Origin of the sequence: Sinorhizobium sp. BJ1, from assembly GCF_002531555.1 — a bacterium.
Taxonomy (GTDB): domain Bacteria; phylum Pseudomonadota; class Alphaproteobacteria; order Rhizobiales; family Rhizobiaceae; genus Sinorhizobium; species Sinorhizobium fredii_B.
Window position 1 is genome coordinate 118,410 of sequence record NZ_NWTH01000010.1, and the last position, 11,050, is coordinate 129,459.

The following is an 11,050-nucleotide window of genomic DNA, read 5'->3' on the forward strand; positions in this document are numbered from 1 at the left end:
GGTGATCATGTCCTATCCGAATACCTATTACAAACAGACGATGGCCGACACGAAGGTCAGACCAGTTCTCTCCGAAGCCGTCGAATGCGACACTGTTGTCGTTGGCGGAGGCCTCGCTGGTCTGACAACCGCGCTCCAGCTCGCCCGCGCCGGCCAGTCCGTGGTGGTCCTCGAGGCCGAGTGTGTCGGCTTTGGCGCTTCGGGCCGGAACGGCGGCTTCGTCAGCCCGGGTTATGCCACCGGCACTGCGGAGATTGCCAGAAGGGCCGGCGGCGAAGCAGCCCGGCAGTTGCATCTTCTCTCGATAGAGGGTGTCGATTTCGTCCGGCAGACGATCGAAACGCTGAAGATCGACGGCGCCCGGCCTCAGGCCGGACTTGTCAGTGTGCTGCGCCATGACGATGGCAAGAGCTTGAGAGCGCATGCGGACGAGATGAGGCGCGGCTACGGCTACGAGCTCGAATATCTCGACACTGACCAGGTTCGTTCCGTCCTGAAGTCGAAGCGCTATTTCCACGGTCTGCGGGACGGCCGAGCCTTTCACATTCATCCGTTGAACTACCTTCGCGGCGTAGCGGACGAGGTCGAGCGCCTCGGCGGGCGGATCTACGAGCGATCGGCGGCCATTGGAACGGCGCTTAACGGGGCCGAAAAGACCGTCCAGACGATCCGCGGAAAGGTCCGGGCGCGCCAGGTCGTCTTCAGCACCGGGGGCTATACCGGCTCTCTGAACGGCCGATTGAACCGCGCGTTCCTGCCGATCGCCACCTATGTGATGCTGAGCGAGAAAGCGCGGGAGCTCATCCGCACTGCCGTCACGACCAGCGACGCGGTCGGCGACAATCGCCGCGCCGGCGACTATTACCGGCTCGTCGACGGCGGTAAACGGCTGTTGTGGGGCGGGCGGATCACGACGCGGGCGGCCTCGCCGGCGGCGCTTGCACGGGAGTTGCGCCGCGAGATGGTCGGGACCTATCCGCAGCTTGAGGAACTGAAGACGGAACTCGCTTGGTCCGGCCTCATGTCCTATGCGCGCCATCTGATGCCACAGATCGGCGAAATGCAGTCGGGCGCCTGGCATTGCGCGGCCTTTGGCGGCCATGGGCTCAACACGACCGCGATCGGCGGAAAGCTTGTCGCCGAGGCGATCCTCGGCCAGTCCGACCGCTACAAGCTCTTCAAGCCCTTCGGGCTCGTCTGGGCCGGCGGCTATGCCGGCCTCGCGGTCGCTCAACTCACCTATTGGAAATTGCAGGCCCAGGACTGGTGGCGCGAGCGCGCTGCCTGAACGCCGGAGAGTTTGGATGATTGGTCGCTTGGTACTGACTTACCCGGACGCGGCGCGACGCACCGGCGTTTTCCTTATGCTCGCGCTCGTCACGGTTGCCATCTACGGCCTCGGCATCAGTCCGGCCTGGATCGCGCATGTGCTGCCGTCGGCTTCCGACTGGATCGCCGCCCATCCCGCGCTTGGGCAATTCCTTGGGGCATTGCTGATAGCTATCACGGCGGCGGTGAACTGGAAGGCGTTGCGCCAGCTGCCGCGCCACCTGCAGGTGGTCGGCGTCTGGATGGAGCTTTTCGCGCTCCTGATGCTGTTCTTCTATTCCTTCGATCTATCCTTCGCCTTCATCGCGAAGAAGATCGGCTTTCTCGTCTCGCAAGGCGTCGTCACGACACTCTACATATCGGTGATCTCGATAGCGGTCGCGACGATCATCGCACTGGCCGGAGCGATCGCGAAGCTGTCGAAGAACGGCGTCATCTACGGTTTCGCCACCTTCTACACCTCGCTGTTTCGCGGCCTGCCGCTATTGATGCAGATCTACATCATCTATCTGGGTCTGCCCCAGGTCGGCTACGTCATCAGCGCCGTTCCTGCCGGCATTCTGGCGCTGTCGCTGTGCTACGGCGCCTATATGACCGAGATTTTCCGGGCCGGCATCGAGAGCATCCCGCGCGGCCAGACGGAAGGCGCAACGGCTCTCGGCCTGAGCTCCGCCCAGACCATGGGACTGGTGATCCTGCCGCAGGCGATGCGCGTCATCATCCCGCCGACCGGCAACCAGTTCATCGCGATGCTGAAGGATTCATCGCTCGTATCCGTCGTCGGTGTCTGGGAGCTGATGTATCTCGCCCGCACCCAGGGGCAGACGGAGTTCCGCCATATCGAGATGCTGATCACCGCCTCGATGATTTATTGGCTTCTCTCGGTCTGCCTGGAGTATCTCCAGTCCCGCATCGAAGCCCGGTTCGGTCGCTTCGATGTCCGTTGATGCGAATGTCGAGCCGGCAAGTGCATCTGCGCGCCGCGGCGCTGAGCTTCATCGCCTATGCAGACACCGCGTTATGATCTTCATGAGTTGGGGGGCGCATCGTCGAAGGGGCGAACCGGCGGCGTTCTTCGCTCACCCGAAGTGTGAACGTGCCAACCTGTTCCAGAGTCAGTTGCTTCCTTGAGAATGGCAGCGCCATAAGCGCACGACTAGATGCGGCAGACCTGGACTTCAGAGCGGCTGCGGGTCTTGCGGGAAACCGCCGATATGGGTGCAGGTGAGGGAGCCGAGGTCGCGACCGGCTTGCAAGCATTCTGCAAGCGACCGGTCTTCCACCCGGGCTGCGATGAAGCCGGCGATGAAACTGTCTCCGGCACCCGTCGTGTCTACGACCTCGACGGGCCGGATACCGGCCGAGGCTCGCTCCTTGCCGTCGCTTGCAAGCGAGCCACGCCCACCGCGGGTCACCACGGCAAGCCGGGCGCCGCGTGACAGGAAGTCGGCGGCCAGGCGTTCGGCCTCAGTGTCATTCTCGCCCGCCGACCCAAAGGCGATCGACAACCCCTCGACCCCGAGGTGCGCGACCGAAGCGTTGACCGAGACGTCCTGCGAGACGCTGACACCCGCCGCCGAAAGGGCGTGACGCAGCGCCCCTCCGTCATCGAGCCAGCCGATATGAACGTGATCCATCGTCTTCAGGATCTCGATTTCGGCCCGGCCCGGCCGATATCCGGCGCAGACTCCGAAGTCCTCGTGGACGAAAATCCGGTCGCCCGCGGACGTCATATCGATGTCCGTATAGGCGGTATTGCCGTCGCTTTCCTGCAGATGATCCAGCCTCACTCCATTTTCATGCAGGAGCCGACGTATCTTTGCGCCGTCCGGGTCCCGTCCGACGGCGCCGAAATAGAATGACTGATGACCGAGTCGCGCGAGCTGCACGGCAACATTGACCGCATTTCCGCCGACATAGGATTGGGCGAGCGGCGGACGAAAGCGATCGATGCAGTTGTCGCCGACGGCGGCAAGGCGGAAGGAGGTCATGGCTGTCCCTGAAAATTGCCCAGCGGGGTCGCGAATGCTGTTGCACCCGCGACCCTTCGTGCCGCTTGCCGGCTCAATACGCAACGCGCTTGTAATAGCGCCGCGTCGTCAGCGGATGATTGCGCATCACTTCGAGATGCGCGCTGATGCGCTCGAGCACTGTCGCAAGGACGATGGGCGAGACGAGACCACGCACTTCGGCCGATATGCCGGGCAGGTCGAACTGCGCCGTATCGAGCACCGTCAGCTTGTCCGTATAGATCGGAGCGAAATTCTCAACGCGCTCGGCGAGCGGCCGCAAGCTGTCCTCGCCCTTGAAGAGAATGACGCTGACGCCCTTCTCGACAAGTTCCAGCGTGCCGTGGAAGAAGTCCGAGGCGTGCACGGGACGGGTGCGGATCCACTGCATCTCTTCGAGAATGCACATGCCGTAATAGAATGCTTCCGGCCAGGCGTTCCCCGCCGCGGTGATGATGTGATAGTCCGAGCCGGCGAGAGTGTCGGCGAAGTGTTCAGCCTTGGCCTCGTAGCTGCGCTTCACGTCCAGCAGCAACTGCGGAAGCCTTTCCAACTCGCCGACGATCTGCTCGCAATTATCAATTTCGCCGCGGTGCCGGAGGATCGACAGCGCAATGAAGAGCGATTGCAGGTAGAGGGATTCGCAGGACGTGTCGTCTTCGGCGAAGTTGACGAAGGCATGATCACCGCCTTTGCCGAGCGGCGTGTCCTCATGCCCAACCAGCGTCAGCACGGTCGCGCCGATCTCCTTCACCTTGCCAAGCAGCGCCACGCTTTCCTTCGTGGTGCCGGAGAGGGACGGTATGACGACGATCGACTTCTCCGTCAGATTGGCCGAGCCGGTCACGACAAGCTCTGCGGCAAGATCGGCGAAGACGGGGAAGCATGATTTTCGCTGGAGCAACTGCACGGCCGGCTGCATCAGGATGGCGGCGCCGCCGGTTCCCAGGAAGAAGATATTCTCGGCCCCCTTATCGAGGCAGGCCCGAATGACCGCGTCGAGGCGCGGCCCGAGGGCGACGGCGCCGGACTGGATCCGAAGAAATCTCTGTTCGTCAAAATTCAGCATGGTTCCCTCTCGATGGTGGCAGGCGATCACCGGCCTACGTTGGAAATGTTGTAAGACAACTGACGACATTGGTAGGTTGTGTCAAGAGGCGAAGACGTTCTTTAGGGAATGAACGTCGTCTGTCGGGTTCCTGAATTGCCGCCTGTGCCTGCATGCCCTTGACCCCAGCGAATTTGTCAGACAAGAAGGTCGCGTCCGCCAGCGCATTGGAGAAAGAATTGGACGAACCGTTTCGCGATACGCGCACTCTGGTTATCCAGCTTCGCGATCGAATTGCCGACCTGATCCGCGAGGAGGGGCTGAAACCCGGCGACAAATTGCCGACCGAGGCGCAACTGACGCAGCGTTTCAAGATCTCGCGACCGGCCCTGAGAGAGGCCCTGAAACTGGTCGAACAGGATGGCGTCATCTATGTTGAGCACGGGCGCGGCCGGTTCGTTTCCGCCATGTCGGCCGTCCAGGTGGACAGGCCGATCACCGTGTTCGAGAGCGTCACCGACATGACGCGCCACTACGGCTATGCGACCCTCAACAAGGTGCTTTCGATCGCAGAGGAAATGCCCGACGCGGTCACCGCTGAACAATTGAAGCTAGGGCAGGGCGAGCGCGTCATCCGTCTCGAAAGGCTGCGCCTGCAGAAGGACGAGCCGATCCTCTATTGCGTCGATTACATTCCGCGCAGCATCATTCCGAACCGCCTCTACGACATCGACTGGGGCGGTTCGCTGCTCGATCTGCTTGATCGCTTCCGGCACCGGCCGCGCATGTCTTCGGCCACCGTTTCGGCCGTCATGCTGCCGGAGGACGTGATCGAACGCCACGATCTCAGAGACTTCGGACCGGCGCTGCTCATTCGCGAAACCTGTTTCAGCACGGCCGGCGCCCCCGTCGTCCACGCCATCGACTATCATCGCGGCAGCCACTTCACCTTCAGCTTCGCACGGAAGTAGCCTCTCAGTCGCCTTCGTCGGGGATATTGAGGAGGTGGCCGCAGGCCTTGCAGTGGACGGCATCGAGGTCGTGCCTCTGCAGCCCGCATTGGGGGCAGGGGAAGTTCACCTTGTGCGGACGAACCACGGCCTGGGCGAGCCTGACGAAGAGCGATATACCGATGATCATCGTCACGACGGAGGTGAGCTTGCCCAATGTGCCGGGCAGCGTGATGTCCCCAAAGCCGGTCGTGGTGACGGTCGCCACGGTAAAGTAAAGCGCATCGACGAACCCTTCGCCGCCTTCCTGTGCATAGAAGAAGGTCGTGTAGACGAAGCCGGTCATCATGAACAGGAAGACGAGGAAATTCAGGCAGGCGCGGACCACGTCCTGAAGATGCGCGCCGCCAACGCGGCGCAAACCCTCGCGAAGCAGCGGGCTTCTCCCGATCGCCCAGATCCGCATGGCCCTCAAGAACGCGAAATTGAACAACAGGTCCGGAAACAAAAGCGTCGCGAGGATGACCACGTCGACCCATGTCGTCGGCCTCTTGAGAAAAACCGGGATAGAAGGAGCCGCGAAAACGCGCGCCAGCAGTTCGATGCCGATCCAGGCTGCGATCGTGTAGTCGATGATGAGATAGGAGGGCCCCGCCCGGAGATAGGGGCCCAGTATGAAGAAGGCGAGGATGCTGAGATCGATAAATGCCAGCAGTGCCTGCCAGCGCAGCGCCCAGGAATCGCGGCCGCGTTCAAGGCGTCGCAGTGCAATCCGCAGCGATCGGAAATTTGTGAAGGCGGATCGCCTGCGCTCGGTCGTGTCCATGGGCTGGAGATAGGCCCAGGAGGTTCGCCGTCAAGCGATTGCGTCCAGCATCGATCGGGCGCCGTCAAGGCTCCTCGGCGGCGGTCCGCCCGGCATAGTCCACCCGATTTATCCCGTGGCGCTGCAGCTTGTCGTAGAAGGTCTTGCGGGGAATGCCAAGCGCCTGCAGCGTCTCCCTGACGTCGCCGCGATGGGCGGCCAGCGCCTCCTTGAGGATATCGGCTTCGTAGCGCTCCAGTCGCTCGGGCAGTGTGCCGGCGCTCGGCGCAGGCGCGCCGGCCGTCTTGACCTGAGTCTCCTCTACGCCAAGCGCCACCCGTTCGGCGAAGTGCGAAAGCTCGCGCACATTGCCGGGCCAGGGGTGCGACATCAGGTGATCGCGCACGGCGACGGAGATCGTCGGCACCTCTCGCCCGAAGCGTTCCGCGGCGCGTTTCAGGAAATGCGAGAAGAGCAGCGGAATGTCCTCGCGCCGTTCGCGGAGCGGCGGGATCGACAGGGTCACGACGTTCAGCCGATAGTAGAGATCCTCGCGGAACTCGCCGCGCTCGGCCGGATCGCCTAGGTCGATCTTGGCCGCCGCAACGACGCGAATGTCGACCGGGCGGACAGTGTTGGTGCCGAGCGGCGTGATCTCGCGGGCTTCGAGCACGCGCAGCATCTTGACCTGCGTTGACGGCGGCATCGCCTCGATCTCGTCGAGAAACAGCGTGCCGCCGCTCGCATGCTCGATCCGGCCGATGCGCTTCTTGACGGCGCCGGTGAAGGCGCCGGGCTCGTGGCCGAAAAGCTCGCTCTCGATCACCGTTTCGGGCAGCGCGCCGCAATTCAGGGCGACGAAATTGCCGCTCCGGCGCCGGCTCCACTGGTGCAGAAGCGTCGCCACGACCTCCTTGCCGCTGCCGGTCTCGCCGGCGACCAATACGTCGACGTCGGTGTCGGCGATATGCCTCAGCGTCTGCCGCAGCCGTTCCATCACCGGCGTCTGGCCGATCAGCGGCAGGCTTTCGGAAGCCGCCTCCGCCGCCTGCCGAAGCGCGCGGTTCTCCATCACCAGCCGACGCTTCTCCTCCGCCCGCCGGGCGCTCTGGATTAGCCGGTCGGCGGCAAACGGCTTGGCGATGAAGTCATAGACGCCGTCCTGGATGGCCTGGACGGCCATCGGTATGTCGCCATGGCCGGTCACCAGGATGACCGGAAGGTCCGCGTCGAGCTCGGCGATCTTGCGGTAGAGGGCCAGCCCGTCCATGCCCGGCATGCGGATGTCGCTGATGACAACCCCCTCGAACCCGGGATCGAGTTCCGCGAGCGCCTCCGATGCACCGGCGAAGGGCGCGACCGTAAAGCCAGCGAGTTCCAGGGTCTGCTGCATTGCCCTGCGCAGGTCGCGGTCGTCATCGATCAGGAACGCGGAGGGGGCGCCGCTCATAGCATGTCAGCCTTCTTCAGATGCACGGTGAATGTCGTTCCGGACAGGCCGCTATCGACCTCGATCGTTCCGCCATAGTCGGAGACGATCTCCTTCGAGATGGCCAGTCCGAGACCGAGGCCTTCCTCCTTGGAGGTGTTGAAGGGGGTGAACAGCTCGTCCCGGATGGCGGCCGGAATGCCTGGGCCGTTGTCGGCGACCGTAAGCAAGATGCCACCCGCCGTCTCCTCGCATCGCACCCGGATCGCAGCGCCGTCGCGGTCGCCGATCGCTTCCAGCGCGTTCTGCAACAGGTTGATCAGCACCTGTTCGAGCCGGATTCGATTGCCGAGCGCCTTGAGGCCGTCCGGCGGCAGTTCGATGCGGATCGCGTCCATGCGGCCGGCAAAGCGGCTGCGCAACAGCAGAAGCGCCCCCTCGACGACGTCCCTCATCGCCGTCGGCTCGGCGGCGAAGTGACCCTTGCGGGCGAAGCGCCGCAACTCGTCGGTGATGGCGCCGACGCGCTCGGTGAGTTCGGCGATGCTCGTCATGTTCTCGGAGGCCGTTGCGCTCTGGCCGCGGTCGAGGAAGACGCGGGCATTGTCCGCATAGGCACGGATCGTCGCGACCGGCTGGTTGATCTCATGGGCGACCCCGGCGGCGACCTGGCCGAGGATCGCCAGCCGATTCGCCTGGACGAGATCCTGCTGGACGGCCTGCAGCTTCTCGGCCGTATGCCGGTGGTCGGCGATCTCGGTTTCGAGGCGGTCGCGTGCCATGCTGAGGTCACGCGTCCGCTCCTCGACCTTCACTTCGAGCTCGTTGCGCGCCAGCCGCTCCGCCGCCGACCGCATCGCGACCAGCTGTCGCCGGCGCAAGAGAAGGGCGGCAAGCGCGAGAAGCGGCACCAGTGCGGCAAGCATGATGAGCCGCATCTCCCGTGCGCCCGCCGCGAGCGCTGCCTTGAGCGGCGACAGTTGTTCGAGCCGCCAGGTCGTCGACGGCACTAGCGTTTCTATGCGCAGGAATGCCTCGCTGCCATCACCGGGCAGCAGCGCCTCCAGCGTCGAGGAGCCGTCCGGCCAGGCTTCGATCCGATGGAAGGGCAGCGGCAGCAGCGGCGCATCGCCAAACTGCAGGCTCTCGCGAATGTCGGCGACGCGGTCGTCGGGGATTTCTTTCGTCGCCATGAAGCGCCAGGAGGGCAGGCTGGTGATCAACACGATGCCGCGGCGGTCGGTGACATAGGTCGGTTTGTCCGTGACACGCCAGTCGGCCTCGACGCCGTCGAATTCGAGCTTGGCGACGATGACGCCGAGCGGTCCCTCCGGCCCGTCGACACGGTGCGAGATGTAGAGGCCAGGCCGCCTGCTCACCGTTCCCATGGCAAAATGCTCGCCCTTGCCGTCGCGCATCGCCTGGCGGAAATAGTCGCGGAAGGCGTAGTCGTTGCCGACGAAGCTCGTCGCCTCCCGCCAATTGCTGGCGGCTACCGCGACGCCATCGCGGTCGATCAGATAGACGACGGCCGCTTCGGCACTTGTCGCGAGACTTTCGAGCTTGCGATTGATCGGCTCCAGCGATCGAGGGTTGGGCGAGACCAGCGCTTCGCGAATGGCGGTGTCGTCGGAAAGAACCAGGGGCAGAGCCCGCTGCCGTTCGACGACCGCCCTTAGCAGCGAGGCCTTCAGGCTGGCATCGAGCCGGCTCTGCTCGGCAAGGTCGGCCAGCGCCTGCGATCGGCCATAGGCGCCGGCGAAGAGCAGGCCCGCGACCAGGAATATGAGCGTCACGGCCGCGAAGACGAGCCATGATTGCCACGCCCGGCGACGCAGCGCGCCCAACTCGTCCGTGCCCGGCGGGTATTTCAACATAGCGACATTGTGCATGTTTTCGCCCAGAGCGCCAGCCGCGCTGTGCGGATTTCCGCACGCGCGACGCGGTGTGCTTGGGTCGCTCGGCAAAAACCAAGCGATTTCAAAGGCCTGAAGCATAAGCGGCGAACTGGCACGCTTGTTGCTCACGATCTCCACAAGGCAGCCGCGCGCTGTCGATCTTCGGAAAAGTGGCCCGGGAGGCCCGGCGCGTTGCCGGACTGGGCGACCCACGTGGAGGATAACACATGATCATCGAACATTCCGCGGAGGTCCGCGGCAAGACACCCTTTTACCGCCATCTCTATGTCCAAGTCTTGGCGGCGATTGCCGCAGGCATCCTGCTCGGGCATTTCTACCCTGAGCTCGGCACTCAGCTGAAGCCGCTCGGCGACGCCTTCATCAAGCTCGTCAAGATGATCATCGCACCGGTCATCTTCCTGACGGTCGCGACCGGCATTGCCGGCATGACCGATCTCGCCAAGGTTGGCCGCGTCGCCGGCAAGGCGATGATCTACTTCCTGACCTTCTCCAGCCTCGCGCTCGTCGTCGGTCTCATCGTCGCCAATGTCGTGCAGCCGGGTGCGGGCATGCATATCGATCCGGCCTCGCTCGATGCGAAGGCGATCAGCACCTATGCGGCGAAAGCCCATGAGCAGTCGATCACCGGCTTCCTAATGAACATCATTCCGACGACGCTCGTCGGCGCCTTCGCCGAGGGCGACATCCTGCAGGTGCTGTTCATCTCGGTGCTCTTCGGCATCTCGCTCGCCATGGTCGGCAAGAAGGCCGAGCCGGTCGTCGATTTCCTGCAGGCACTGACGCTGCCGATCTTCCGGCTGGTGGCGATCCTGATGAAGGCCGCCCCAATCGGTGCCTTCGGCGCCATGGCCTTCACCATTGGCAAATATGGCGTCGCCTCGATCGCCAACCTCGCCATGCTGATCGGCACCTTCTATCTCACATCGTTCCTGTTCGTCTTCGTCGTGCTCGGCGCCGTGGCGCGCTACAATGGCTTCTCGATCGTGGCGCTCGTCCGCTACATCAAGGAGGAGCTGCTGCTCGTTCTCGGCACCTCGTCCTCTGAAGCCGCACTGCCGGGCCTGATGAACAAGATGGAGAAGGCCGGCTGCAAGCGCTCGGTCGTCGGCCTGGTCATTCCGACCGGCTACTCCTTCAATCTCGACGGCACCAACATTTACATGACGCTGGCAGCGCTGTTCATCGCCCAGGCGACCGACACGCCGCTGTCCTACGGCGACCAGATCCTGCTCCTGCTCGTTGCCATGCTGAGTTCGAAGGGTGCTGCCGGCATCACTGGCGCAGGCTTCATCACGCTCGCCGCGACGCTCTCCGTCGTGCCGTCCGTGCCGGTTGCCGGCATGGCGCTGATCCTAGGGATCGACCGCTTCATGTCCGAGTGCCGGGCGCTCACCAACTTCGTCGGCAACGCCGTCGCGACGCTGGTCGTGGCGAAGTGGGAAGGCGAGCTCGACCAGGCGCAGCTCTCGGTCGCGCTTGGCGGCGATGCATCCATCGAGACCAATCCGGCGGTGGTTCAGCCTGCCGAATAACTTGCCTCCCAGGGCAACGCACGATAAGT

General features: G+C 63.7%; 9 protein-coding genes. 4 read left to right on the plus strand and 5 right to left on the minus strand.

Annotated elements, in window-relative coordinates:
* The first annotated feature begins 7 nt into the window (after positions 1–7).
* On the plus strand, positions 8–1,288 hold the full coding sequence (locus CO676_RS16230; RefSeq protein WP_097521819.1) for an FAD-binding oxidoreductase: 1,281 nt from the start codon (positions 8–10) through the stop codon (positions 1,286–1,288).
* A 16-nt stretch (positions 1,289–1,304) separates the two neighbouring features.
* Positions 1,305–2,276 (plus strand): amino acid ABC transporter permease, encoded by a 972-nt coding sequence (locus CO676_RS16235; RefSeq protein WP_014763066.1) that lies wholly within the window; start codon positions 1,305–1,307, stop codon positions 2,274–2,276.
* Between the two features lie 231 nt (positions 2,277–2,507).
* Here CO676_RS16235 and CO676_RS16240 read toward each other — a convergent pair whose 3' ends face one another.
* Both CO676_RS16240 and CO676_RS16245 read right to left on the minus strand, forming a co-directional pair.
* On the minus strand, positions 2,508–3,320 hold the full coding sequence (locus CO676_RS16240) for a PfkB family carbohydrate kinase (RefSeq protein WP_097521820.1): 813 nt from the start codon (positions 3,318–3,320) through the stop codon (positions 2,508–2,510).
* 73 nt (positions 3,321–3,393) lie between these two features.
* The gene (locus CO676_RS16245; protein ID WP_179875501.1) at positions 3,394–4,407 is read right to left on the minus strand and encodes an SIS domain-containing protein; all 1,014 of its coding nucleotides are present in this window, start codon (positions 4,405–4,407) and stop codon (positions 3,394–3,396) included.
* Positions 4,408–4,625: 218 nt separating this feature from the next.
* Here CO676_RS16245 and CO676_RS16250 point away from each other — a divergent pair, with 218 nt between their 5' ends.
* On the plus strand, positions 4,626–5,357 hold the full coding sequence (locus tag CO676_RS16250) for a GntR family transcriptional regulator (RefSeq protein ID WP_097521822.1): 732 nt from the start codon (positions 4,626–4,628) through the stop codon (positions 5,355–5,357).
* Between the two features lie 4 nt (positions 5,358–5,361).
* Here the strand turns inward: CO676_RS16250 and CO676_RS16255 are convergent, their stop codons facing one another.
* From CO676_RS16255 to CO676_RS16265, 3 genes are all read right to left on the minus strand, one after another.
* Positions 5,362–6,162, minus strand: a complete 801-nt coding sequence (locus CO676_RS16255; RefSeq protein ID WP_014763070.1) for a potassium channel family protein — start codon at positions 6,160–6,162, stop codon at positions 5,362–5,364.
* Positions 6,163–6,226: 64 nt separating this feature from the next.
* Positions 6,227–7,591 carry a sigma-54 dependent transcriptional regulator gene (locus tag CO676_RS16260; RefSeq protein WP_097521823.1) on the minus strand — a complete coding sequence of 455 codons (1,365 nt, stop codon included), beginning with the start codon at positions 7,589–7,591 and terminating at the stop codon, positions 6,227–6,229.
* Positions 7,588–9,462 (minus strand): sensor histidine kinase, encoded by a 1,875-nt coding sequence (locus CO676_RS16265; RefSeq protein WP_097521890.1) that lies wholly within the window; start codon positions 9,460–9,462, stop codon positions 7,588–7,590. Before CO676_RS16265 ends, CO676_RS16260 begins: the two co-directional genes overlap by 4 nt.
* A gap of 233 nt (positions 9,463–9,695) precedes the next feature.
* Here CO676_RS16265 and CO676_RS16270 point away from each other — a divergent pair, with 233 nt between their 5' ends.
* Complete coding sequence (locus CO676_RS16270) at positions 9,696–11,021, plus strand: dicarboxylate/amino acid:cation symporter (RefSeq protein ID WP_097521824.1); 1,326 nt, start codon at positions 9,696–9,698, stop codon at positions 11,019–11,021.
* The last annotated feature ends 29 nt before the right edge of the window (positions 11,022–11,050 follow it).